This window comes from Cupriavidus taiwanensis, assembly GCF_900249755.1.
Classification (GTDB): domain Bacteria; phylum Pseudomonadota; class Gammaproteobacteria; order Burkholderiales; family Burkholderiaceae; genus Cupriavidus; species Cupriavidus taiwanensis_D.
In genome coordinates, this window is the sequence record NZ_LT976854.1 from 679,904 (window position 1) to 703,443 (window position 23,540).

General features: G+C 68.8%; 20 protein-coding genes. 16 read left to right on the top strand and 4 right to left on the bottom strand.

Annotation, left to right across the window (positions count from 1 at the left end):
• Positions 1 to 26 precede the first annotated feature (26 nt).
• The 3 genes from CBM2594_RS18925 to CBM2594_RS18935 are packed head-to-tail and all read left to right on the top strand — an operon-like array spanning position 27 to position 6,934.
• Positions 27 to 3,344: a carboxyl transferase domain-containing protein gene (locus tag CBM2594_RS18925; RefSeq protein ID WP_116358352.1), complete on the top strand. Its 3,318-nt coding sequence runs from the start codon at positions 27 to 29 to the stop codon at positions 3,342 to 3,344.
• Positions 3,345 to 3,387: 43 nt separating this feature from the next.
• On the top strand, positions 3,388 to 5,856 hold the full coding sequence (locus CBM2594_RS18930; protein WP_116358353.1) for a CaiB/BaiF CoA-transferase family protein: 2,469 nt from the start codon (positions 3,388 to 3,390) through the stop codon (positions 5,854 to 5,856).
• 46 nt (positions 5,857 to 5,902) lie between these two features.
• Positions 5,903 to 6,934, top strand: coding sequence for a tripartite tricarboxylate transporter substrate binding protein (locus CBM2594_RS18935; RefSeq protein ID WP_116358354.1), 1,032 nt, complete (start codon positions 5,903 to 5,905; stop codon positions 6,932 to 6,934).
• A 161-nt stretch (positions 6,935 to 7,095) separates the two neighbouring features.
• Here CBM2594_RS18935 and CBM2594_RS18940 read toward each other — a convergent pair whose 3' ends face one another.
• The gene (locus CBM2594_RS18940; RefSeq protein WP_232346672.1) at positions 7,096 to 8,109 is read right to left on the bottom strand and encodes a LacI family DNA-binding transcriptional regulator; all 1,014 of its coding nucleotides are present in this window, start codon (positions 8,107 to 8,109) and stop codon (positions 7,096 to 7,098) included.
• A gap of 250 nt (positions 8,110 to 8,359) precedes the next feature.
• Between CBM2594_RS18940 and hisD the strand changes: the two genes are divergently transcribed.
• From hisD to CBM2594_RS19000, 12 genes are all read left to right on the top strand, one after another.
• Entirely contained in the window at positions 8,360 to 9,670 is a 1,311-nt protein-coding gene (gene hisD / locus CBM2594_RS18945) for a histidinol dehydrogenase (RefSeq protein WP_116358356.1), read from the top strand.
• Positions 9,671 to 9,672: 2 nt separating this feature from the next.
• Positions 9,673 to 10,458, top strand: a complete 786-nt coding sequence (hpsO, locus tag CBM2594_RS18950) for a (S)-sulfopropanediol 2-dehydrogenase HpsO (RefSeq protein WP_116358357.1) — start codon at positions 9,673 to 9,675, stop codon at positions 10,456 to 10,458.
• A gap of 96 nt (positions 10,459 to 10,554) precedes the next feature.
• Positions 10,555 to 11,925: an MFS transporter gene (locus CBM2594_RS18955; RefSeq protein WP_116358358.1), complete on the top strand. Its 1,371-nt coding sequence runs from the start codon at positions 10,555 to 10,557 to the stop codon at positions 11,923 to 11,925.
• A 71-nt stretch (positions 11,926 to 11,996) separates the two neighbouring features.
• Positions 11,997 to 13,010: a galactitol-1-phosphate 5-dehydrogenase gene (locus tag CBM2594_RS18960; protein ID WP_116358359.1), complete on the top strand. Its 1,014-nt coding sequence runs from the start codon at positions 11,997 to 11,999 to the stop codon at positions 13,008 to 13,010.
• Between the two features lie 116 nt (positions 13,011 to 13,126).
• Positions 13,127 to 13,408: a UxaA family hydrolase gene (locus CBM2594_RS18965; protein WP_116358360.1), complete on the top strand. Its 282-nt coding sequence runs from the start codon at positions 13,127 to 13,129 to the stop codon at positions 13,406 to 13,408.
• 70 nt (positions 13,409 to 13,478) lie between these two features.
• Positions 13,479 to 14,654: a UxaA family hydrolase gene (locus CBM2594_RS18970; RefSeq protein ID WP_116358361.1), complete on the top strand. Its 1,176-nt coding sequence runs from the start codon at positions 13,479 to 13,481 to the stop codon at positions 14,652 to 14,654.
• Complete coding sequence (locus CBM2594_RS18975) at positions 14,654 to 15,589, top strand: hydroxyacid dehydrogenase (RefSeq protein WP_116358362.1); 936 nt, start codon at positions 14,654 to 14,656, stop codon at positions 15,587 to 15,589. Before CBM2594_RS18970 ends, CBM2594_RS18975 begins: the two co-directional genes overlap by 1 nt.
• The gene (locus tag CBM2594_RS18980; RefSeq protein WP_116358363.1) at positions 15,586 to 16,608 is read left to right on the top strand and encodes an Ldh family oxidoreductase; all 1,023 of its coding nucleotides are present in this window, start codon (positions 15,586 to 15,588) and stop codon (positions 16,606 to 16,608) included. Before CBM2594_RS18975 ends, CBM2594_RS18980 begins: the two co-directional genes overlap by 4 nt.
• Positions 16,609 to 16,816: 208 nt before the next feature.
• Positions 16,817 to 17,674: a Bug family tripartite tricarboxylate transporter substrate binding protein gene (locus tag CBM2594_RS18985; protein WP_373457597.1), complete on the top strand. Its 858-nt coding sequence runs from the start codon at positions 16,817 to 16,819 to the stop codon at positions 17,672 to 17,674.
• A 125-nt stretch (positions 17,675 to 17,799) separates the two neighbouring features.
• Positions 17,800 to 18,540: a GntR family transcriptional regulator gene (locus CBM2594_RS18990; RefSeq protein WP_116358364.1), complete on the top strand. Its 741-nt coding sequence runs from the start codon at positions 17,800 to 17,802 to the stop codon at positions 18,538 to 18,540.
• Between the two features lie 251 nt (positions 18,541 to 18,791).
• A complete protein-coding gene (locus CBM2594_RS18995) occupies positions 18,792 to 19,268 on the top strand; it encodes a carboxymuconolactone decarboxylase family protein (RefSeq protein ID WP_116358365.1) in 477 nt (158 codons plus the stop codon).
• Between the two features lie 19 nt (positions 19,269 to 19,287).
• Positions 19,288 to 19,683 (top strand): cupin domain-containing protein, encoded by a 396-nt coding sequence (locus CBM2594_RS19000; protein ID WP_116359681.1) that lies wholly within the window; start codon positions 19,288 to 19,290, stop codon positions 19,681 to 19,683.
• 25 nt (positions 19,684 to 19,708) lie between these two features.
• On the opposite strand, the gene CBM2594_RS19005 is transcribed toward CBM2594_RS19000, so the two are convergent.
• The 3 genes from CBM2594_RS19005 to CBM2594_RS19015 form a co-directional block, all read right to left on the bottom strand.
• Complete coding sequence (locus CBM2594_RS19005; protein WP_116358366.1) at positions 19,709 to 20,209, bottom strand: Ohr family peroxiredoxin; 501 nt, start codon at positions 20,207 to 20,209, stop codon at positions 19,709 to 19,711.
• A gap of 15 nt (positions 20,210 to 20,224) precedes the next feature.
• Positions 20,225 to 20,983 (bottom strand): SDR family oxidoreductase, encoded by a 759-nt coding sequence (locus CBM2594_RS19010; protein WP_116359682.1) that lies wholly within the window; start codon positions 20,981 to 20,983, stop codon positions 20,225 to 20,227.
• Positions 20,984 to 21,127: 144 nt separating this feature from the next.
• Positions 21,128 to 22,156 (bottom strand): GlxA family transcriptional regulator, encoded by a 1,029-nt coding sequence (locus CBM2594_RS19015; RefSeq protein WP_116358367.1) that lies wholly within the window; start codon positions 22,154 to 22,156, stop codon positions 21,128 to 21,130.
• Between the two features lie 263 nt (positions 22,157 to 22,419).
• Here CBM2594_RS19015 and CBM2594_RS19020 point away from each other — a divergent pair, with 263 nt between their 5' ends.
• Entirely contained in the window at positions 22,420 to 23,526 is a 1,107-nt protein-coding gene (locus CBM2594_RS19020; protein WP_116358368.1) for a LysR family transcriptional regulator, read from the top strand.
• Positions 23,527 to 23,540 lie beyond the last annotated feature (14 nt).

The window sequence follows — 23,540 nt, forward strand, 5'->3', positions numbered from 1 at the left end:
CGAACAATGCCAACGAGGAGACTGCATTGAAAAAGCTGTTGATCGCCAATCGAGGGGAGATCGCGCTGCGCGTGCTGCGCGCGGCTCGCGATCTCGAGATCGGGACCGTCGCGGTCTATTCGCAAGACGACCAGGGCGCGCTGCACCGGATCCTGGCCGACGAGGCCATTGCCCTCGACGGGACCGGGCCGGCCGCGTACCTGGACATGGCAGGCATCATTGCCGCGGCGAGGGCATCCGGCTGCGATGCGATCCATCCGGGCTATGGCTTCCTCAGCGAACGGGCCGACTTTGCCCAGGCCTGCCACGCCGCCGGCATCCGCTTTATCGGCCCGACCGTCGAGCAGCTTGCGCTGTTCGGCGACAAGGGGCGGGCGCTTGAACTGGCGGCCGACAGCGACGTTCCGGTCATGCCGGCGACGCGCGGCGCCGCGACGCTGGAGGAAATCGCCAGCTTCTTCGACAAGCAAGGCGGCGCCGGCGTGGTGATCAAGGCGGTCGGCGGCGGCGGCGGCCGCGGCATGCGCGTGGTCCGCCGGCGCGAAGACCTGGCCGAAGCCTATGCGCGCTGCCGGTCCGAGGCGAGCTCGGCGTTCGGCATCGACGCCGTCTACGCCGAGCGGCTGGTTGCGCGCGCGCGCCATATCGAAGTGCAGGTCGCCGGCGACGGCACGCACGCCATTGCCCTCGGCGAACGCGACTGCACCTTGCAGCGCCGCTTCCAGAAGCTGGTGGAGATCGCCCCCAGCCCGGTGCTCAAGCCGCAGCTGCGCGACCAGATCATCAAGGCGGCGCTCAGGCTGGCGCGCCGCGTCAACTACCAGAGCCTGGGCACCTTCGAGTTCCTGGTCGAGGAAACCGAATCCGGCGAGCAGAAGGACTTTGTCTTTATCGAAGCCAATCCCCGCCTGCAGGTCGAGCACACCATCACCGAGCAGGTCACCGGCGTCGACCTGGTCGCGCTGCAGATCGGCATTGCCGCGGGACAGACGCTGTCCGAGCTGGGCCTGGACCCCGCTGTGCCGCCGACGCCCCGCGGATTTGCCATCCAGGTGCGCATCAACGCCGAAATGACCGATGCACAGGGCCTGGCGCGTCCGGCGCACGGCCGCCTGGAGCGCTTCGATCCGCCGTCCGGTCCCGACGTCCGTGTCGATACCCACGGCTACACCGGCTATGAACCGTCGCCCAATTTCGACACGCTGCTGGCCAAGCTGATCGTCACCAGCGCAGCGCCGAAGTTCGACGCGGCCGTGCGGCGCCTGCAGCGCAGCCTGGCGGAGTTCCGCATCGCCGGCGTGCCGACCAACCTCAACCTGCTGCGCGCGCTGGTGCAGCGCGACGACTTCCTCGCGCAGGATGTCCATACCCGGCACTTCGAGGCGATCGTGCAGGAACTGACCGCGGCGGCAGAGGTCCTTGCGCAGGACGGACGTGCGCACGAAGCCTTGCTGGGCGGCGCGGCCCGCCCTGCGCCGGCGCTCGCGCCGCGCCACGTCGATCCGGTAGAAGAAATCAGCGAGGGGCTGGTGGCCATCCGTGCGCCGCTGACCGGCCGCGTCGTGGAGATCGCTGTCGCGCTCGACGAAATCGTCAAGCCCGGCCAGACCGTCGCGGTGCTCGACGCCATGAAGATGGAGCACGCCATCGCCGCCGATTGCGGCGGGCGCGTGGTCGACCTGCGGCTGGAGCCGGGCGCGCTGGCTGCCGAGAACCAGGTGCTGATCGTGCTGGAGCAGCTCGAGGCCGATGGCATCGCCGTCGCCGCCGCGCAGCAGGCCGATCCCGATGCGATCCGCGCGGACCTGCAGCGCGTGCTGGACCGGCATGCCTACCTGGATGACGCCGCGCGGCCCGAGGCCGTCGCCCGGCGCCGCTCGCGCGGCCAGCGCACCGCGCGCGAGAACGTCGCCGACCTGTGCGATCCGGGCACCTTCGTGGAGTACGGCGCGCTCGCGCTCGCCGCGCAGGCATCGCGCCGCACCCAGCAGGACCTGATCGCCAACACCCCGGCGGATGGCCTGATCACCGGCATCGGCGATATCAACGGCGAGCTGGTCGGCAAGGAGCGGGCCCGCAGCGCGGTAATGGCCTACGACGCCACGGTGATGGCCGGCACGCAGGGCAAGCGCAACCACATCAAGACCGACCGCATCGTCGAGGTAGCGCTGCGCGACGAGCTGCCGCTGGTGCTGTTTGGTGAAGGCGGTGGCGGCCGGCCCGGCGACGTGGATTTTCCTTCGGTGTCCGGGCTGTACCAGCCGTCGTTCGCTGCCTTTGCCGAGCTGAGCGGCAATGTGCCGGTGGTGGGCATTGTCTCGGGCCGCTGCTTCGCCGGCAACGCGGCCTTCCTCGGCTGCTGCGACGTCATCATTGCCGACAAGTCCGCCAATATCGGGATGGCGGGACCGGCCATGATCGAAGGCGGCGGTCTCGGCATCTTCAGCCCCGAGGAAGTCGGTCCCGCGTCGGTGCAGGTTGCCAACGGCGTGGTCGATATCCTGGTCGACAACGAGGCCGAGGCCGTGCGGGCAGCAAAGCACTACCTGTCCATGTTCCAGGGACGCGTGGCGCAATGGAGCGCGCCGGACGCGCTGGCGCTGCGCCATGTCGTGCCCGAGAACCGGCTGCGCGTGTACGACACCCGCAAGGCCATCGAGGGCATTGCCGACGTCGGCAGCGTGCTGATGCTGCGCGCCGGTTTCGGCGCGGGGATCCACATCGCGCTGGCCCGCGTGGAAGGGCAGCCGGTCGGCATCATGGCTAATAACCCCTATCACCTCGGCGGCGCCATCGACGCGGATGCCGCGGACAAGGCATCGCGCTTCATGCAGCTGTGCGATGCGCACGGGCTGCCGATTATCTCGCTGATCGACACCCCGGGGTTCATGGTCGGTCCCGAATGCGAGGCCCGGGCGCAGGTGCGGCACGTGTCGCGCATGTTCCTGACGGCGGCCAAGCTGCGTGTCGCGTTGCTGGCGATGACGTTGCGCAAGGGCTACGGGCTGGGCGCGATGGCCATGGCGGGCGGTGGCTTCCGCTCGGCAAGCTTTACCGTGTCGTGGCCGACCGGCGAATTCGGGCCGATGGGACTGGAAGGGGCTGTCAGGCTGGGCTTCAAGAAGGAGCTCGAGGCCGTGCCCGATGGCCCGGAGCGCAAGGCGCTGTTCGACCGGCTGGTGGCCCAGTCCTACGAGCGCGGCCATGCGATCAACACGGCGGCAGCGGTCGAGATCGACGCCGTGATCGATCCTGCGCAGACCCGGAAGTGGATCGCACAGGGCATCGCCTCGGCGGAGGTGCGCAGCCGCAGGGCGCGCCGCGGTTTCATCGATGCATGGTAAGCGCCGTGCCTGACGGATCCCTACACAGGGCCTGGAGATTCCCATGATCAAGCATGGATTGGACCCGGCGCAGCTGGCGCTGGGCGGGTTGCGGGTGCTCGAGCTCGGCAGCGGGCCGGCGCTGGCTTATGCGGGCAAGCTGTTTTCGGACTTCGGCGCCGAAGTCATCAAGGTGGAGAGCCCGGCTGGCGACGCGTGGCGGCAGATGCCGCCCCTGGTCGGCGCAGCGGGCGCCGCGCCGGAAAGCGCCCTGTTCGCGTGGTTGAACACCAACAAGCGCAGCGTGACTGCCGATGACGCAAACGCTGAGGACGGCGCATGGCTGGCCCGGCTGGCGCGGACGTGCGACGTGGTGCTGGATGCCCGAGCCCTGGCTGCGGGCCCTGGCATTCTCGGCACACCGGTGTGGCAGGCGGCGGCCGACGAAGCGCAGGGCCACGAGCCGATCGAGGTGGCACTCACCTGGTTCGGCGAGAGCGGGCCGTACAGCCATTACGCCGGCGCCGAGGCGGTGTGCCGCGGGCTTGCCGGCGCCGTGCACGGCAGCGGTCCCGCGGATGGGCCGCCGCACATGCCGCACGACGTGCAGTCGGCCATCGTGGTCGGGCTGAGCGCCTTCTCCGCCGCCGTCGCGGCGCTGACCGGGAGCGGGCAGGGCAGCCGCCGCTATGTGCTGAGCGCGCACGAAGCCATTTTCAGCGTAGTCGAGATGGAAGCGGGCATGGTGCAGGACCAGCGCCATCCGCTCCGGCGCCTTGGCGTCAACCGCTTCTGCGGCACCCATCCGGCCGGGATCTACCAGACTGCCGAAGGGTGGATCGGCCTCTTTACGCATACCCTGCCGCAGTGGAAGGGCTTGTGCGAAGCCATCGGACGCCCGGAGCTGGGCAGCGATCCGCGCTATGCAAGCGGCCCCGAGCGGATGGCGCGGGCCGACGAGATCGATGCGCTGCTGCTGCCTGCGCTGCTGGCGCGCACGGCCGGGGAGTGGTTCGCGATCCTGGGCGACAAGAAGCATCCGGCCGTAATCGTGCCGACCATGGAGACCTTGCTTGGCCAGCAAGTGCACCGGCAGCGCGGTGCGTTCGTACCGGTCGACGTGGCCGGCGTGTCGCTCGAAGGCCCGGTGGTGCCGCTGCGCCTCGACGCGGCGGGCCCGCTGCCCGGCGGCAGGGCGCCGGTGAAGGGCGCGCATGACCTCTACTACCGGACATCGGGACTGGATCACCGCCCGCGCCGGCAACTCAGCCGAGTGGCTGGGGAGCGCTTGCCGCTGCAGGGTCTCCGCGTCGTCGACCTGACCATGGGCTGGGCCGGTCCGCTTGCGTCGAGGACGCTGGCCGACTTTGGCGCCGAGATCATCAAGGTCGAAAGCACCGGCTATCCCGACTGGTGGCGCGGCGCCAATTTCACCGAGGCGTTCTACCGGGACAGGCTGTACGAGAAGAACTCGAACTTCAACCTGATGAACCGCAACAAGCAGGGCATCACGCTGGACCTGACCCGCCCGGAAGGCAAGGCGCTGCTGATGCAGCTGGTCGAAACGGCCGATGCGGTCATCGAGAACTACTCGGCGGAGGTCCTGCCAAAGCTCGGCCTGGACTACGAGGCCCTGCGCGCCAGGAACGAACGGCTGGTCGTGCTGTCGATGCCGGCGTTCGGGCTTGGCAATGCCTGGAGCAATACCCGCGCTTACGGCGGCACGCTCGAGCAGGCCAGCGGGTTGCCGCTGTACACGGGGCACCCCGATGGCCCGCCGGCCATGACGTCATACGCCTATGGCGACCCGATCGGCGGCCTGAACGGCGGCGCGGCGAGCCTGCTCGCGCTGTTTGTCCAGCAAGCGACAGGACAGGGGCGCCACATCAACCTGTCGCAGGTGGAGGCCATGTTGCCGATGGCCGCACCGTTCATGCTGGAGCAATCCGCCCGCGGCACCGTATCGCCGCGGCAGGGCAATCGCCATCCGCTGCATACCCCGCATGGGTGCTTCCGCTGCGCAGGGGACGATGCGTGGATCGTGCTGACGGTGACCGACGCGGACTGGCCCGCACTGTGCCGGGCGCTCGACCGGGCAGACCTCGCGGCCGATCCACGCCTGGCGCACGCATCGGGACGGCGCGCCGAGGAAGACCGGATCGAGCAGGCAATCAAATCCTGGTGCGCGGACCGGGACGCGGAAACGGCAATGGAACTGCTGCAAAGCGCCGGCGTCGCCGCCGGCGTGGTGCGGCCCATGTCGCAGGTGCTGCAGGACATCCACCTGCGCGCGCGCGGCTTCTGGCGTGAGGTCGAACGCGCCCACATCGGCCGCTACACGGCCAGCACGGCATGGTTCAGGACCGGGCCGCAGCCGCTGCCCATCCGCCATGTCGCGCCGACGCTGGGCGAACACACCGAAGCGGTGCTGAGCGGCGTGCTGGGACTGAGCGCGGAGCAGATCGCCAGCCTGGAGCGGCAGGGCATCACCGGCACCGTCGCGAAACCCAGGCAGGCAAGGGAAATGGCATAGACCCTGCAAATCTTCAGAGACACCACAATTACCATACGGAGACGACATGAACACACCGACAGGGATCCAGCGCCGCCAGGCAGGCGCAAAGGCCGGCAAATTCAGCATGGCGGCAGCCGCGCTTGGCATCCTGGCCGCGACGATGGCCGCGCCCGTCGCGGCGCAGCAGAATACCGGCTGGCCCAACAAGCCGATCCGGATGATCGTTCCCTTTCCGGCCGGCTCGTTCACGGATACCGTGGCGCGGGTGCTTTCGGAACGCCTGACCAAATCGCTCGGCCAGCCCGTGGTCGTGGAAAACAAGGCGGGAGCCAACGGACTGATCGGCGTCGGCGAGGCCGCCAAGGCCGCGCCCGACGGCTATACCTTGCTGGTCACCAACTCCAGCAGCATCACCATCAATCCGCAGATCTACAAGAAGGGCACGTACTCGCCGAAGGACTTCACGCCAGTCACGCTGGTCCTGGAGGCGCCGTTCATCCTGGTGACCAATCCGGACTGGTCGCAGAAGCACGGGGTGGGTTCGGTGCCGGAATTCGTGCGCTACGCCGCGCAGCATCCCGGCAAGGTCAGCTATGGCTCGGCGGGGCCGGGCAATATCGCGCACCTGAGCTTCGCCATGCTGAACAACCGCGCGAAGATCAAGACCACGCACATCCCGTACAAGTCTGCCGCCCAGGCGCAACTGGCCGTGATCAGCGGCGAGCTGGATACGGCATTCGACACCTGGACGGCGCTGCCGCAGATCAAGGCAGGCAAGCTGAAGCCCATCGCAGTCACCGCCTCGAAACGCATGACGCAGTTGCCGGATGTACCGACGCTGGAAGAACTTGGCATCTCGCCCTTCAACGTGACCTTCTGGATCGGCATGCTGGCACCGGCCGGCACGCCGCCGCAGATCGTGCAGAAGCTCTATTCCGTCACGCAGGGGCTGCTCGAAGACAGCAAGGCCCGGACCGCGCTGGGGCAGCAAGGCGATGTGGTGATGATCGATCCGGCAAGCTTCGCCAGGCGCGTGGAGAAGGAAGAGGGCAGCTGGACGGCGGTTATCCAGCGCGAAGGCATTACGCTCGATTGACCTGGGAAATACAGCCGTCGTGTGCGTGACTGAGGCGGCAACCACCTTGACGCGCGCCGCGCGAACCCGGCGCCGCCGCGCAGCGCTTTACCGCGGTCGGGAGCTGCGCACGGGCCGGCGACCGCATCGCGCGCGGGCAAGTCGCGGGGTCCGCAGGCGTTCTAGGCCCGGCTGTCCGGCGGCGCGGTGGTGCCGCGCTGCACCAGCGCGACCGGCATTTCCATTCGGCCCGGCTCGATGCCGTCCTGCAGCCAGCGCAGCAGCGCCAGCGCTGTCTGCCGGCCCAGTTCGCTGCTTTCGAGCGCAATGGTCGTCAACGCAGGGGTGACCTCGGCGGAGATCGGCAGGTCGTCGCAGCCGACGATGGATAGTTGCCGCGGCACCTCCAGGCCGATGGTGGCGGCCTCGAACAGGCACCCAAGCGCCAGCACGTCGTTGCCGCAAAATACGGCCGTCGGCGGTTCCGGGGCATGGGCAAGCACCGCACGCAAGCCGGCCCGGCCGCCGGCAAAGGTGTAGGGCTGCTCGCAGACGGCGCCGGCGGGCAGCGGCGCGCGTAGCGCCCGCAGCGTGCCGAGGAAGCCTTCGGTGCGCAGCCGCGCGCGGTCGTTGTGGGCGCCGATGCCGGAGATCATGCCGAAGCGGCGGTGGCCCAGGTCATACAGGTGGCGCGCCGCCTGCGCGCCGATCTCGAAATTATCGAAGCCAATGCACGGGTAGTGGTTCGACAAAGACCAGGTCAGGATCGTGCGCGTGCCGGATTGACGCAGCAGCGCCAGCGTGTCCGGCGCATGGTCGGCGCCGACCAGAACCATGGCGTCGACCGCGCGCTCCGACAGGGCGCGCACCACGTCGGTCTCGGTGTCCGGATCATAGTTGTGCGAGCCAAGCAGCAACTGGTAGCCGCCGGCCGCCAGCACCTGCTGCATGCCCTGGATCGCATGCGAAAAGATGGCGTTGTCGAGGGTCGGCACCACCGCCGCCACGGTGCGCGAGCGGCCGGAAGCCAGCGTGCGCGCCGACGCATCGGGGACATAGCCAAGCGCGTCAATAGCCTGGCGCACCCGCAGCAGGGTGTCTTCCCGTACCAGCGCAGGCGATGACAGGGCGCGCGACACCGTCGCCATCGATACCCCGGCAAGCTTTGCCACGTCTTCAAGTCTGGTGCGCCGCACGTTTGCTGTCCTGGTTGCAGTTGCGCCATTGTCACCGATCTGTGCGCTGCGCACGACTGCAGCGGCAGGGCTGCGCTGCCGATGCGCGATAGCTGCGGGAAAACCCTTCCTTGCGGTTCCCGGCGCCGCGACTAAGCTTTTATGAAAGCGCTTTCATCGAGAAAAAGGCACGGAGAATGGCCTTGTACTTCAAGCTGCGATAAATAATGATAGCGCTTACATTAAGCCCTAGCCATCCCAAGGAACCCCGATGATCACGTACCTGAAGCAAGCAGAGAAGACACCGCAGACGGAGACCGCCACCGCACAGAATGTTGTGACCGACATGCTGGCCGAGATCCAGGCGCATGGCGAGTCCGCCGTTCGGCGGTACGCCAGCCAGCTCGACGGCTGGGACGGCGAGATCGTGCTGTCTGCGGACCAGGTCCGGCACCAGACCCGCGACGTGCCGGCTTCGGTGCGCGCCGACATCGATTTCGCGATCCGCCAGGTGCGGGAGTTCGCGCTGGCGCAGCGCGAATCGCTGCGCGAGTTCTCGGTCGAGTTGCACCCGGGCGTGACAGCGGGGCAGCGCGTGATCCCGGTCAACGTGGTGGGCTGTTACGCGCCGGCCGGGCGCTATGCGCATATCGCCTCGGCCTACATGGGGGTGGCGACGGCCAAGGCTGCCGGCGTCGGCACTGTGGTGGCGTGTTCGAGCCCGTTCCGCGGCCAGGGCATCCATCCGCACGTGCTCTACGCGTTCCAGGCGGCAGGCGCAGACGTGATCATGACCCTTGGCGGTGTCCAGGCGATTGCTTCGATGGCCTATGGCCTGTTCACCGGCAAGCCCGCCGACGTGGTGGTCGGCCCCGGCAACAAGTTTGTCGCCGAGGCCAAGCGGTCGCTGTACGGGCAGGTGGGTATCGACGTGTTCGCGGGGCCGTCCGAGGTTGCCGTGATTGCCGATGACAGCGCCGACCCCGCCATCGTCGCCAGCGACCTGGTGGGACAGGCCGAACACGGCCACGAGTCGCCGGCGTGGCTGTTCACCACCTCGCGCGCGCTGGCCGAACAGGTGATGGCGCGCGTGCCGGCGCTGATCGCCGCGTTGCCGCCGACCGCGCGCGACGCGGCCACGGCGGCATGGCGCGACTATGGCGAGGTCATCGTCTGCGACAGCCGCGAGGAAGTGGCTGCGGTCTCGGACCGCTACGCCTCCGAGCACCTGGAGGTGCACGCGCAAGACCTGGACTGGTGGCTGGCCAACCTGACCTGCTATGGCTCGCTGTTCCTTGGCGAAGAGACCACGGTCGCCTTCGGCGACAAGACCAGCGGCCCCAACCACGTGCTGCCGACCAAGGGCGCGGCGCGCTATTCGGGCGGGCTCTCGGTGCACAAGTTCATGAAGACCCTGACCTGGCAGAAGATGTCGCGCGAGGCGACGCGGCAGATCGGGCAGGTGACCGCGCGCATCTCGCGCCTGGAGGGCATGGAGGCGCACGCGCGCACTGCCGACGACCGCATGGCAAAGTACTTTCCGGACGCCCGCTTCGAGATGGGCGCGGCGGTGGAGGTGTGAGCATGGCGCCCCTGCAGAATGCGGCCGACACGCGTGGCCCCGACCTGCGCGGCAGGCAGGCGCTGGTGACCGGTGGCAGTTCCGGCATAGGCGAGAGCCTTGCCGAAGCCCTGGGCCGGGCCGGCGCCCGCGTGGTGCTGGCGGCCCGCCGCCAGCCGCAGCTCGACGCCGCGGCGTCGCGGCTCGATGCGATGGGCATAGCGGTCGACACGCAGGCGCTGGATGTGTCCGACCTCGATGCCATTGGCGCGGCCGCGGCGGCCTTGCAGCGCCGCTGCGGCACCATCGATATCCTGGTGAATGCCGCGGGAATGAATTTGCGCGAGCCGTTTGCCAGCGTCACGCCGGCGTCGTGGCGGCTGCAACTGGATACGCACCTGGGGGCGCCGTTCTTCCTGACGCAGGCGCTGGCGCCCGCGATGCAGGCGCAGCGATGGGGGCGCGTGCTCAACCTCGCGTCGTTGCAGTCTTACCGCGCCTTCGCCAACAGTGCGCCCTACGGCGCGGCCAAGGGCGGCATCGTCCAGCTGACGCGGGCCATCGCCGAAGCCTGGTCGCGGCACGGCATCACCTGCAACGCGATCGGGCCGGGCTTCTTCCCGACCGCGCTGACCGGGCCCGTGTTCGCCGACGCGGCGCTGGCCGGGCATCACGCCGAACGCACCTGCATCGGCCGCAACGGCGCGCTGCCTGACCTGCACGGACTGGCCGCGTTCCTGGCCAGCGACATGGCCGCCTATATCACCGGGCAGACCTTCATGGTCGACGGTGGCTACACCGCAAGATGAGCGCCGCCGCGGGGGCATCGCTATCGTCCCGCGCGGTGACCGAGACCCAGAGCGCCATACGCGCCGACACGGGAACAGACCCGACAGGAGACCAGCATGACGAGACAGGTATCGGCACAGCCGCCGGCACAGGCCGAGGATTCAGGACGCAAGCTGCGGAAGATCGTGACTTCGAGCACGATCGGTGCGATGGTGGAGTGGTACGACTTTTTCCTGTACGGCGTGGTCGCCGGCCTGGTCTTCAACAAGCTGTACTTTCCGTCGACCGACCCGGTGGTCGGCACGCTGCTGGCCTACGCCACCTTCGCCGCCGGCTTTGTCGCACGCCCGCTGGGCGGCGTCATCTTCGGCCACTTCGGCGACACGCTGGGGCGCAAGCGCATGCTGGTGCTGACGCTGATGATCATGGGCATTGCCACCACGGCGATTGGCCTGATCCCGACCTATGACCAGATCGGCATCTGGGCGCCGGTGCTGCTGCTGTTGTGCCGGATCGCGCAGGGCATCGGCCTGGGCGGCGAATGGGGTGGCGCGGTGCTGATGACATTCGAGAGCGCGCCGGCGGGCCGCCGCGGCTTCTTCGCCAGCCTGCCGCAGACCGGCATGTCGCTGGGCCTGGTGCTGGCCAGCGGCGTGATTGCGCTGCTGTCACTGGCGCTGTCGGACCAGGACTTCCTGGCCTGGGGCTGGCGCATCGCGTTCCTGCTCAGTGCGGTGATGGTGTTCATCGGCTCCTACATGCGCACGCACGTGGAGGAGTCGCCGGAATTTGCCGCGGCCCGGCGCAATTCGCCGCGCAACCAGCCGGACGCACAGGGATTGCCGTTCCTCGCGATGCTGCGCCAGTACCCCAGGGTAGTGCTGGCGTGCATGGGCGCGCGCTTTATCGACGGTGTCTTCTTCAACGTGTTCGGGGTGTACTCGCTGTCCTACCTGACCCAGACCCTGAAGCTGTCGCGCAACGAGGCGCTGCTGGGCGTGCTGCTGGGTGCCGGCGTGATGACGCTGTTCATTCCGCTGTGGGGTGCCGTGTCCGACCGCGTCGGCCGGCCGCTGGTCTATGGCACCGGCGCGCTGCTGGCAGGGTTGTCGGCGTTTCCCGCGTTCTGGCTGATGCAGCATTCGGGCGGCAACGTGCTGCTGGTGTGGGCGGCGATCATCATTCCCTTCGGCATCTTCCATGCCGCCGTGTTCGGCACCATGTCGTCGATGTTCTCCGAGGTATTCGACGCGCGCGTGCGCTATACCGGGATTTCCTTCGTCTATCAGTTCGCGGGGGTGTTCGCCGGCGGGCTGACGCCGATCATCGCCACCTGGCTGAATGCACGGGGCGCAGGTGAGCCCTGGTACCTGTGCGGCTACGTGCTGGCGATCGGCGTGCTCAGCGCGGCCTGCACGCTGTGGATCGGCCGGCGCTCGGCGCCGGCGGGCGCGCACGCGCTGGCACCCTCAAAAGCCGGCGCCTGACCATTTCTTTCCGGCGGCATCGCGCCGCCCGTCTGCGTTATTCCCCTCCCATCCTTACTACTGGCAAGGCCATGAAAGCGATCGTCTATACCGAACCCAACGCCGTCGCGGTCCTGGAGCGCGACATGCCGGCCCTGGCTCCCGGCGAAGCGCTGCTGCGCATCGATGCCAGCGGCATCTGCGGCTCCGACCTGCACGCGTACCACGGCCACGATCCACGGCGCAAGCCCGGACTGGTGCTGGGCCACGAATTCGCCGGCACGGTGGTGGCCTCGTCCGACCCGACCCGGCTGGCCGTGGGGCAGCGCGTGACCGCCAACCCGCTGGTGACCTGCGGTCATTGCGACTATTGCCTGCAGGGGCGCGACAACCTGTGCGCAAACCGGGGCATGGTTGGTATGAGCCGGCCAGGCGCATTGTCCGAGTACCTGGCGATTCCGCTCCGTTGCGCGATTCCCATTCCCGACGCGCTACCGAGCGTCAGCGCGGCGCTGACCGAGCCCGCGGCCACTGCGCTGCATGCGGTCAACCTGACCATGCGCGCCATGGCCAGGCCGCTGCCCGAGGCGCGCGTGCTGGTCATCGGTGGCGGCGCGGTCGGCATGCTGACCGCCGCGCTGGTGAGGTCATATGGCTGCCGCGAGGTGCGCGTGGCCGAGACCAATGCGCTGCGCCGGGCTTCGGTGACGCGGCATCTCGGCTGCGAGGCGGTCGACCCGCTGGCCGGCCCGCCGCCGGAGTCGGTCTTCGACGTGGTGTTCGATGCGGTGGGTGCGGGGCCCACGCGCAAGCTTGCCATCGCCGCGGCGCGCCCCGGCGGCGTGGTCATGCATATCGGCCTGCAGGACTGGGCGAGCGAGATCGACATGCGCAAGCTGACTTTGGCCGAGCTGACCCTGCTGGGGACCTACACCTACACCATGGCCGACCTGTGCGCCACCGTGGCGGCGCTGGAGCAGGGCAGCTTCGGCACGCTGGCATGGGTCGAGACGCGCGCGCTCGCCGACGGCCCGGCGGCCTTCGCCGACCTGGCCGCGGGCCGCGTGGCGGCAGGCAAGGTGGTGCTGATCCCGGAAGCCGTCTGAAATTGTCCGAAGCCGCCACAAGGCGTCAATCAAAATTCATATATATGCGTTGGTTGACATGTATCAATTCAACACCTACCATGACTTCACGCACGACCCACACAGAGGAGACAACGATGATTCACGTAGTGCTTCATGACGCCAGGGACACCGTCGCGGTGGCCGTGGTCGAGGGAATCCAGCCCGGCATCCAGCTCAACGCCTGGATCATGGACGAAGACAAGATCGTGACGGTGACCGCGTTGCAGCCGATTCCCATCGGCCACAAGGTGGCGCTGCGCGACATGGATGTGAACGAGACGGTCTACAAGTACGGCATCGACATCGGCAAGGTGGTGGCCCCGATCAAGGCCGGCCAGCACGCCCACGTCCACAACATCAAGACCAAGCGCTGGTAAGCCGGGCGCGCCGCGCCCGGGTTCCATCCGACTTCATCCCGCTTCCATCCCGCTTCCAAGGATCCACGTCATGTCCGTGATCGACCAAAACACCACCTTCTGGGGCTACCGCCGCGACAATGGCCGCGTCGGCGTGCGCAACCACGTCATCATCCTGCCGCTGGACGACCTGTCCAACGCCGCCGCCGAGGCCGTCGCCGCTGCCATCAAGGGCACCATGGCGATTCCCCACCCGTACGGCCGCCTGCAGTTCGGGCCGGACCTGGACCTGCATTTCCGCACGCTGATCGGCGCGGGCAGCAACCCCAACGTCGCCGCGGTGGTGGTGATCGGCATCGAGGAAGGCTGGACCAAGAAGGTCGTCGACGGCATCGCGCAGACCGGCAAGCCGGTGGTCGGCTTCGGCATCGAGGGCCATGGCGACCACGACACCATCATGCGGGCCTCGAAGGCGGCGCGCGAGTTCGTCCAGTACGCCACCGCGCTGCACCGCGTGGAATGCCCGATCAACGAGCTGTGGGTGTCGACCAAGTGCGGCGAATCGGACACCACGTCCGGCTGCGGCGCCAACCCGACGGTCGGCAACGCCTTCGACAAGCTGCATCCGCTCGGCACCACGCTGGTGTTCGGCGAGACCTCGGAGCTGACCGGCGGGGAGCATATCGTCGCGGCACGCTGCGCCAATGACGAGGTGCGCCACCAGTTCATGGCGATGTTCGAGCGCTACCAGGGCATGATCGACCGCTGGAAGACGTCCGACCTGTCCGAGTCGCAGCCCACCAAGGGCAATATCGCCGGCGGCCTGACCACCATCGAAGAGAAGGCGCTGGGCAATATCCAGAAGATCGGCAAGAAATGCACCGTCGACGGCGTGCTCGACAAGGCCGAGGCGCCGACGCATCCGGGCCTGTGGTTCATGGACTCGTCGTCCGCCGCGGCCGAGATGGTCACGCTGTGCGCGGCCGCCGGCTACGTGGTCCACTTTTTCCCGACGGGGCAAGGCAACGTGATCGGCAACCCGATCGTCCCGGTCATCAAGCTGTGCGCCAACCCGCGCACCGTGCGGCTGATGAGCGAGCATATGGACGTCGATTGCTCGGGCCTGCTGCAGCGCGAGCAGACCCTGGACCAGACCGGCGACAAGCTGCTGGAATGCATGCTGGCCACCGTCAACGGCCGCTGGACCGCGGCCGAGGCGCTCGGCCACCGCGAGTTCGTGCTGACCCGCATCCACGAGTCGGCATGATGAAGCGCATCTGCATCAGCGAGTTCATGGACCCGGCCGCGGTGCAGGCGCTGAGCCCCGGCTTCGATCTGCGCTACGAGCCGGGCTGGGTCGATCGCCGTAGTGACCTGCTCTCGGTCCTGGACGGGGCGCACGCGCTGGTGGTGCGCAACCGCACCCAGGTCGACGCGGCGCTGCTCGCCCATGCGCCCGCGTTGCGGGTAGTGGGCCGGCTCGGCGTGGGGCTGGACAACATCGACGTCGCCGCCTGCCGCGAACGCGGCATCCGCGTAATTCCCGCCGCCGGGGCCAATGCGCGCTCGGTGGCGGAATACGTGGTCACCACCACCGCCGTGCTGCTGCGCGGCGCCTATCTGTCCAGCGACGAGGTGGCGGACGGCCAGTGGCCGCGCGCCAGGCTGTCGGAGGGCAGGGAGGCGCTGGGCAAGACGCTGGGCCTGGTCGGCTTTGGCGACATCGGCCGGCAGACCGCGGCGCTGGCCCGTGCCTTCGGCATGGAAGTCATCGCCTTTGATCCGATGCTGCCGGCCGATGATCCGGTCTGGTCCGCCACCGGCGTCGCCTGCGTGCCGCTCGACGCGCTGCTGGCGCGGGCCGATGCGGTCAGCCTGCACGTGCCGCTGGTCGACGCCACGCGCAACCTGATCGATGTCGGCCGCCTGGCCGCGATGAAAGCGGGCGCGGTGCTGGTCAATACCGCGCGCGGCGGCGTGGTCGACGAAGCGGCGCTTGCCGACGCGCTGCGGGCCGGGCACCTGGCCGGCGCGGCGCTGGACGTGTTCGACAGCGAACCGCTGCCCGCGGGCAGCGCGCTGCGGGGCGTGCCCAACCTGATCCTGACACCGCATGTCGGCGGCGTGACGCGAGAAGCCAATGCGCGCGTATCGATGATGATTGCGCGCGAGGTGCGGCAGTCGCTGGAGCAGATGCCATGAGCCGGATCGCGTTGCAGGAACTGGAGCGCGTGGCCGTTGCGGGCCTGCGCCGTGCCGGCGCCAGCGCCCTGCAGGCGCAGGCGACCGCGGCGGCCCTGGTGCGGGCCGATGCGGCGGGGCTGCCGTCGCACGGGGTCTCGCGCGTGCCGATGTACGTGGCGCACCTGCGCCATGACCGGGTCGACGGCAACGCCGAACCGGCGGTGCAGTCCACGCGCGCCAGCGCGGTGCTGGTCGACGCGCGCTGCGGCTTTGCCTTCGCCGCGTGCGACCTGGCCATCGCCGAGGCCATGGCGCGCGCGCGGGCAACCGGCGTCGGCGTGGCCGCGGTCACCAACAGCCACCACTTCGGCGCCGCCGCGCTGCCGCTGGAAGCCGTGGCGCGCGCCGGCATGGTCGGCATCGCCATGGGCAATTCGCCCGCGGCCATGCCGGCGTGGGGCGGCAAGCGGCCGCTGTTCGGCACCAACCCCATTGCCGCGGTATTCCCGCGGCAGGGCCATGCGCCGGTGGTGATCGACCTGTCGCTGTCGGAAGTCGCGCGCGGCAAGATCATGGTGGCGGCGAAGCAGGGCAAGCCGATTCCGGTCGGATGGGCGCTGGATGAAGCCGGGCAGCCGACCACCGACGCCCAGGCCGCGCTGCGCGGCTCGATGCTGCCGGCGGGCGGGGTCAAGGGCGCGATGCTGGCGCTGCTGGTGGAACTGCTGGTGACGTCGCTGGCGGGCGCGCAGTTCGGCGCCGAGGCCGATTCTTTTTTCAGCGATGCCGGCAACCGTCCGCGCATCGGGCAGCTGTTCTTCGTGCTGGACCCGGGCGCCTTCGCCGGCTCGCAGGTCTACGCCGCGCGCGTGGAAGCGCTGCTGGCGGCGATGCTGGAAGACGACGGTACGCGCGTGCCGGGGGCCCGCCGCGAAACCGCGCAGGCGCAGGCGGCCGCGCACGGCGTTGACGTACCAGACGCGCTCTGGCGCGAACTGCAATCGCTCGCGGGCGAGGAGGCTGGCGCGCCGCATTGATTTCCTCACAACGGACCCACGCAGATGGGCCGGCCACAACTACCGGAGACAAAACCATGGATCGACGCTTGATGTGCGGCGCGCGCAGGCACCTGAACCGCGTGCTGCTAGCCTTGTCAATTGTATCGGCCCTCGCTGCGCTGCCGCCGCGCAGGGCGGCAGCGATGCCGCGGCCGCGGAGTATCCGAGCAAGCCGGTCCGCTATGTCGTGCCGTTCGCGGCTGGTGGCCTGACCGACATCATGGCGCGCATGGTCGGCCACCAGCTCTCCGAAGAATGGAAGAAGCCGATCGTGGTGGAGAACCGGCCAGGCGGCAACGCCAACATCGGCGCCGAGCAGGTCGCCAAGGCGCCGCCCGACGGCTACACCTGGCTGGCGGTCACGCTGACGCACGCGTCCAACGTGACGTTGTTCCCCAAGCTGCCGTTCAGCATGCAGAAAGACCTGGTGCCGGTGGCGCGCATCGCCTCGTCGCCGATGATGGTGGTGGTGCCCGCCAGCTCGCCGATCAAGTCGATGAAGGACCTGGCCGCGGCGGCGCAGAAGTCCAGGCTGAACGCCGGCTCCAGCGGCAACGGCACGCCGCCGCACCTGACGCTCGCCCTGTTCGAAAGCCAGACCCGCACCAGCTTCACCCATGTGCCCTACAAGGGCGGGGCGCCGTCGATGACCGACCTGATCGGCGGCCAGATCGACGTGGTCTTCTCCAACTTCCCCGAGTCGCTCGCCTATGTGAAGGGCGGCAAGCTGCGCGCGCTGGCCGTGACCACGCGCGAGCGCCATCCGCTGCTGCCCGACGTGCCCACCGTGGCCGAGGCCGGCTACCCGGACCTGATCGTCGAGAACTGGACCGGCCTGATGATGCCGGCCGGCACGCCGCGGCCGATCGTCGACAAGGTGGCCGCGTCGGTGGCACGCATGCTGGCCGCCGAGTCGGTGCGCGGGCGCATTGTCACCGCGGGCTTCAGCCCGGCGGCCGGAGGAGCGCCGTTTGCCGACTACTTCAGCGGCGAGGTGACGCGCTGGGCCCGGCTGATCGAAGAAAAGCAGATCCGGGTCGAGTAGCGGCGCGTCTGGCCGCGTTGGTCTAGGGGATCTGGCGACCGGCTTTAGTATGATTCGTTCTATCGATATGAGTCAGTCATGGATCGGCCGGCCGCCCCGCAGGCGGCGTTGCAAAGGACATTAACGTGGGTTCCAGATTCGATGCCGGCGCAGCCATTGGCGGCGTGCTGTACAAGGATGTCAAGCAAGCCATCCTGGCCGCCCTTGCCGAGGGCGAGTGGAAACCGGGCGAAGCCATTCCGTCGGAACGCAAGCTGATCGAGCGCTTCGGCGTCTCGATCGGCACGCTGCGCAAGGCCATCGACGAACTGGTGGCCGAGAACATCATGATCCGCCACCAGGGGCGGGGAACCTTCGTCGCGACGCACCGGCAGGAAGACCACTTCTTCCGCTTCTTCCGCATCGTGCGCCAGGACGGCTACCGCGAGTACCCGACCGTGCAGCTGGCGAAGTTTCGCCGCGCCCGGGCCGACAAGGAAGAAGCCGCGGCGCTGGGGCTTGCCGCCGGCGAGGCCGTGTTCCGCTTCACCAACGTGCTTTCGCTGGAAGGGCGCCCGGTCATGATCGACGCCATCACCGTGCCGGCGGAACGCTTCAGGACGCTTACCGAGAAGCTGCTGCGCGAGCGCCCGAACACGCTCTACAACTTCTACCAGGACGTCTTCGGCATCAACATCATCCGCACCGAAGAGCGCCTGCGCGCGGCGCTGGCCGACGAGGAAGACCATGAACTGCTGGGCGTCCCCGTCGGCACCGCGATGCTGAAGATCCTGCGGGTGGCGTCGTCCTACCAGAACGAGCGCATCGAGTACCGTGTTTCCAGGCTGGATACTTCGGGTTATGAGTTTGCGCTGTCGCAGCCGTGACGGGGCGCAGAAGGATTCTCTGATTGGGTCTGGCGAGGGGCGACGCGCTAGTCGCCTCTGGCGCCTCCGCGGCGCAGCTCCCTGAGTTCATTCCGCTCATCGCACCGATTGGTGTCGATGCGGCAACAGTGTGGGCACCTTGGCGCGCCTACCGCTGCTTATCCTCGCGTTCTACGATGGCTGCATGCGGCGGCACGGGAATTTCCGTGCCGCCGCATGCCTTCCACCATTTCCATCCATCAGGAGCCGCCATGACCCAACGTGTCAACGCGATGAAGCAGTCCGCCGAACTATTCAAGAAGTACCTGGAATTCACCACCGCGCTGGACGGCGCTATCGAAGCCTCCATCCGCGACCTGGTCGAGATTCGTGCCTCGCAGCTCAACGGCTGTGCCTTTTGCCTCGACATGCATGTCAAGCAGGCACGCCTGCACGGCGAACGCGAGCTGCGCCTGCACCATGTGGCGATCTGGCGTGAATCGACGCTGTTCCAGCCGCGCGAGCGTGCCGCGCTGGCGTGGACCGAGGCGTTGACCCAGCTTCCGGCGCAGGGCGTGCCGGATGAGCTCTACGAGCGCGTGCGCGGGCAGCTGTCGGAGAAGGAGCTGTCGGACCTGACCTTCCTGGTGATGTCGATCAACGGCTGGAACCGCCTCAACGTGGCGTTTCGCACCGTGCCGGGCTCGGCGGACAAGGCCTACGGCCTGGATAAGGCCAACCTGGAATGACATCATGAAGACCACTGCCATGCGGGGCCTGCTCCCGCTTCTCTTTTCCATGCCGTGGACGGGCCAGGCGGCCATGGCTGCGCCGCCGCTGCCCGCGGTCACCGTGCTGTCGACCGAAGCCTTGCCGGAATACCCCGGCAAGGAGGCGCAGATGCTCGTGGTGGAGTACCCGCCGGGCGGTGCCGACCCGGTCCACCGGCATGACGCGCACGGTTTCGTCTATGTGCTGGAGGGCAGCATCGTGATGGCGGTGAGGGGCGGCAAGGAGGTCACGCTGCATGCCGGCCAGACCTTCCACGAGGGACCGCAGGATATCCATACCGTGGGGCGCAACGCCAGCAGCACGAAGCCGGCCAAGTTCCTGGTGCTGCTGTTGAAGAACCAGGGCGCGCCAATCCTGACGCCGACAAGGTAGCGCCGGCGCGTCGTGGCGGCGCGGATCAGTCGACCACGGCCACGACGCTGTCAATGCCCTGCCGCGCCATCTTCACATAGGGGCAGAAACGCTCCGTGTTGCGCACCAGCTCTTCCGCCAGCGGCCGGGCCACTCCCGGCATGCTGACGCGCACCTGCACGGCGAGCGCGTAGGCGCCGTCGACGGGGTCGCGGCCGAAGTCGACTTCGACTGCCACGGCGACGTTTTCGACCTGCAGGCGCGCGCGCCGCGCCAGCAGGTGCAGCGCGCCGTGGAAGCACGCGGCATAGCCGGCGGCGAACAGCTGTTCGGGGTTGGTGCCGTTGCCCGGGCCGCCGAGCGCCGCGGGCAGGCGCAAGTTGATGACCAGGTTGCCGTCATCGGAGCGGGCCACGCCGGAGGCGCGGCCGTGTCCGGTTTCCCCGCCGGTGACGGTGACGGTGGTGGTGTAGAGCGGATGGAAGCCGCGCCCGCGGTATTTGTCGAGCAGGCTCAACGGTGGGGCTTGCAGTCCCTTGGTCGCCATGGGCCTGCTCCGGGCTCAGGCTCGCGGCTGCGGGCGCTGTCGCAGCCATGCCTCGAAGCGGGTCTGGCCCAGCCGCGCGGGGCCCTCGGGTACCAGCGTGCCATCGTCCAGCTCCGCGCCGAAATAGCGCGCCTTGGCATCGACGACCACCTTGCGCGGATCATCAGTGGCCTGGAGATAGCGTTGCACCAGGTCGCTCAGCGCAAAGCGCTCCGGTCCGGCGATATCGACGATGCCGTTGGCGGGATCGGCAAGGGCATGGCTGGCGACAGCCTCGGCGACGTCGTCGGAGGCAATCGGCTGGATCGACGCGGACGACAGGCGGATCACCTCGCCGTCGGCGCCTGACTGGACGATGCCGCCAAGGAACTCGAGGAACTGCGTGGAACGGACGATGGTGTAGGGGATGCCGGCGTTGCGGACCAGGGCTTCCTGCGCGATCTTGCCGCGGAAGTAGCCGCTTTGCGCCAGCTTGTCCGTGCCCACCACCGACAGCGCCACATGGTGCGCGACGCCGGCGGCCTTCTCCGCGGCCGCGAGGTTGCGGCCCGAGGTCTCGAAGAAATGCAGCACGGCATCGTCGGCGAACGACGGCGAATTGGCCACGTCCACCACCACCTGCGCGCCCGCGAGCGCCTGGTCGAGGCCCGCGCCGGTCAGCGCGTTCACGCCGGTCTGCGGCGATGCGGCGACCACGTCATGGCCTTGCGCGGCGAGCCGGGCCACCACCTTGCTGCCGATCAGTCCGGTACCGCCAATTACGACAATCTTCATCATGCACCTCGGTTCGGTTGGAGAGGATGGGCACGCAGCCCATGTCCCATGCTAGGGGAACCCGGGGCGCCGCGGTAGCGCCGCCGGCGGATGCATGGTGTTTCCCATCCGGCACCAATCGGCCGGCTGCCGCGGCAAGGGCTTTCAGCCGATGACGCCGGCGCGGTAGGCGCTGGGCGAGACGCCCAGGTGGCGCTGGAAGGTCAGCCGCATCCGCTCCTCGCTGCCGAAGCCGCACTGCCGCGCGATCTGGTCGACCGGCCGCTGCGGATCCTGCAGCAGCCGCCGCGCGGCTTCCAGCCGGAAATGCTCCACGCCCTTGGCCGGGGTGCGGCCGGTCTGCTGCTTGTAGACCCGCGCAAAGTTGCGGGGACTCATGCCGGCCTGTTCGGCAAGCTGCTCCACCGACAGCGTTTCGCGCGACAGGTTCTCGACGATCCACAGATGCAGGGCCTCGAACAGCGGCACTTGCCGGCTCTGCGTCAGCAGCATTTCGCTGAGCTGTGGCTGGGCGCCGGGTCGCTTGATGAAGACCGCCAGTTCCCGCGCCGCGCTCAGCGAGATGTCGTGGCCATAGTCTTCTTCGACCAGCGCCAGCGCCATGTCGATGCCGGTGGTCACGCCGGCCGAGGTCCAGATGCGGTCCTGGCGCACGAAGATGGCATCCCGGTCCAGGGTAACCGCGGGAAAGCGTTCCCGGAACGCCGCATGCATGGCCCAGTGCGTGGCCGCGCGCTTGCCGTCGAGCAGGCCCGCCTGCGCGAGCATGAAGGCGCCGCTGCAGACCGAGGCCACGCGCGGCACCTGTGCGGCGGCTTGCCGCAACCACGCCAGCAGTGAGGTGGCGTGGTCGAGCAGGCTGATCATTTCCGGCGCGCCCGGCAGGACGATGGTGTCGATGCGCCGCAGGTCGATGGAAGCAAGCGGCAGCGTGTCCACGGCCGTGCCTTCGGCCGAGGCGGCCAGGCCGCCTTGCTCGCTGGCCAGATGAATCTGGTAGCCGGGCAGGCCGCGCTCGCGCGCATGGCGCGAAGCCGCCCAGAACACGGTTTGCGGTCCGGTGAGGTCCAGCACGCTCATCCCCGCAAAGGCCACGAACAGCAGGCCGCGCGGGCGGTCGTCAAACGGGCGGGCAGGGTCGTGTGCGGGGGGCGGGGGTGCGGAAGGGGCCATGGCAAGGATCGCGAAAGTCGGTCGATGTTATGCCAGGCGTGCGATCCGCGGCAAGGCGCGGCGGCCACCGGCGCGGCGCGTGCGACGCGTGCGCCACGAAGCGGCTGCGGGGAAGCCGCCGGGCAGCGCGGGCGGGGCCGGCTGGCAGAAATCAAGGGGCGCCTGGCATTTACCTGCGCCGCGGCGCGTCATTAAGATTCCGGCATGGTTGCGCACCGCGCAGCGTGGGCCTGGACCCAGGCGTTGCGCCGAAAGGCATTGACATGGACATCGTCGTCCCCGACCGCCGTCCGGCGTCCCCCGCCCGGCGCGCGGGCCCGGACCGGGAAATCCCCGGCCTGCTGCGGCGGGGGCAGCCGGGCAAGCAGGACTGCCGCCCGGGCGCGCCCGACCGCGCGGACGGGTTGTCCGCCAGCTTTGCCGCCAGCTACGCCGGCATCGTCGCCTTCATGGCGGTTGCCACCGAAGGCAGCTTTTCCAGGGCGGGCGAGCGGCTCGGCATCGGCCGCTCCGCGGTCAGCCGCAATGTGCAGAAGCTGGAGGCGCAGCTGAGCACGCGGCTGTTCGTGCGCACCACGCGTTCGACCCGGCTGACCCGCGAGGGCGAGCGCTTCTTCGAGAACTGCCACCAGGGCGTGGCGCAAATCGTCGAAGCCATGGACGACATGCTTGCGCTGCGCCTCGGGCCGCCAAGCGGCCTGCTGCGGATCCGCGCCGCCACCGGCTTCGGGCGCAAGGTGGTGGCGCCGCTGCTGTCGCGGTTTTCGGCTGCCTATCCGGAGGTCTCGCTCGACCTGCAGCTGGACGACCGCCCGCCGGATTTCGCGGCGGAGAAGATCGATGTGGCGTTCCGCAACGGGCGAATCGAGGATTCCAGCGTCATCGCCAGGCAGCTGATCCCGATGCAACTGGCCCTGTGCGCGTCGCCGGCCTATGCCGCGCGGCACGGTCTGCCGTCGACGCTGGACGACCTGGCCCGGCACGAATGCATCAATACCCGCAGCGGCGGCGCGCGCGTGCTGGAATGGGAATTCAAGGTCGACGGCCACCTGCGCAAGCTCTTGCCTGCCGCCAGGCTGACCTTCAATGACCCGGACCTGGTGCTGGCGGCGGTGCTGGACGGCCTGGGCCTCGCACAAATGGCGGGCTACCAGGTGTGCGACCTGATCGCCCGTGGCGCGCTGGTCACCGCGCTGGGCCGCCATGCGCCGGACGATCGCGGCCACTATCTTTGCTACCTGAGCCGGCAGCACCTGCCGTCGCGCATCCGCGTGTTCGTCGACTTCATGACGGATGCGATCCGGGCGCAGGACCTGCACTGCCTGGCGGACCCGGGCCTGGACTATTCGAAAGCGGGTCCCGGCGGCTGATGCCGGCAGCGGTG

Excerpts from the sequence above, each read along its gene's own strand:
- CBM2594_RS18930 (WP_116358353.1), top strand. The coding sequence starts at position 3,388 with ATGATCAAGCATGGATTGGACCCGGCGCAGCTGGCGCTGGGCGGGTTG.
- CBM2594_RS18935 (WP_116358354.1), top strand. The coding sequence starts at position 5,903 with ATGAACACACCGACAGGGATCCAGCGCCGCCAGGCAGGCGCAAAGGCC.
- hisD (WP_116358356.1), top strand. The coding sequence starts at position 8,360 with ATGATCACGTACCTGAAGCAAGCAGAGAAGACACCGCAGACGGAGACC.
- hpsO (WP_116358357.1), top strand. The coding sequence starts at position 9,673 with ATGGCGCCCCTGCAGAATGCGGCCGACACGCGTGGCCCCGACCTGCGC.
- CBM2594_RS18955 (WP_116358358.1), top strand. The coding sequence starts at position 10,555 with ATGACGAGACAGGTATCGGCACAGCCGCCGGCACAGGCCGAGGATTCA.
- CBM2594_RS18960 (WP_116358359.1), top strand. The coding sequence starts at position 11,997 with ATGAAAGCGATCGTCTATACCGAACCCAACGCCGTCGCGGTCCTGGAG.
- CBM2594_RS18965 (WP_116358360.1), top strand. The coding sequence starts at position 13,127 with ATGATTCACGTAGTGCTTCATGACGCCAGGGACACCGTCGCGGTGGCC.
- CBM2594_RS18970 (WP_116358361.1), top strand. The coding sequence starts at position 13,479 with ATGTCCGTGATCGACCAAAACACCACCTTCTGGGGCTACCGCCGCGAC.
- CBM2594_RS18975 (WP_116358362.1), top strand. The coding sequence starts at position 14,654 with ATGAAGCGCATCTGCATCAGCGAGTTCATGGACCCGGCCGCGGTGCAG.
- CBM2594_RS18980 (WP_116358363.1), top strand. The coding sequence starts at position 15,586 with ATGAGCCGGATCGCGTTGCAGGAACTGGAGCGCGTGGCCGTTGCGGGC.
- CBM2594_RS18995 (WP_116358365.1), top strand. The coding sequence starts at position 18,792 with ATGACCCAACGTGTCAACGCGATGAAGCAGTCCGCCGAACTATTCAAG.
- CBM2594_RS19000 (WP_116359681.1), top strand. The coding sequence starts at position 19,288 with ATGCGGGGCCTGCTCCCGCTTCTCTTTTCCATGCCGTGGACGGGCCAG.
- CBM2594_RS19005 (WP_116358366.1), bottom strand. The coding sequence starts at position 20,209 with ATGGCGACCAAGGGACTGCAAGCCCCACCGTTGAGCCTGCTCGACAAA.
- CBM2594_RS19010 (WP_116359682.1), bottom strand. The coding sequence starts at position 20,983 with ATGAAGATTGTCGTAATTGGCGGTACCGGACTGATCGGCAGCAAGGTG.
- CBM2594_RS19015 (WP_116358367.1), bottom strand. The coding sequence starts at position 22,156 with ATGGCCCCTTCCGCACCCCCGCCCCCCGCACACGACCCTGCCCGCCCG.
- CBM2594_RS19020 (WP_116358368.1), top strand. The coding sequence starts at position 22,420 with ATGGACATCGTCGTCCCCGACCGCCGTCCGGCGTCCCCCGCCCGGCGC.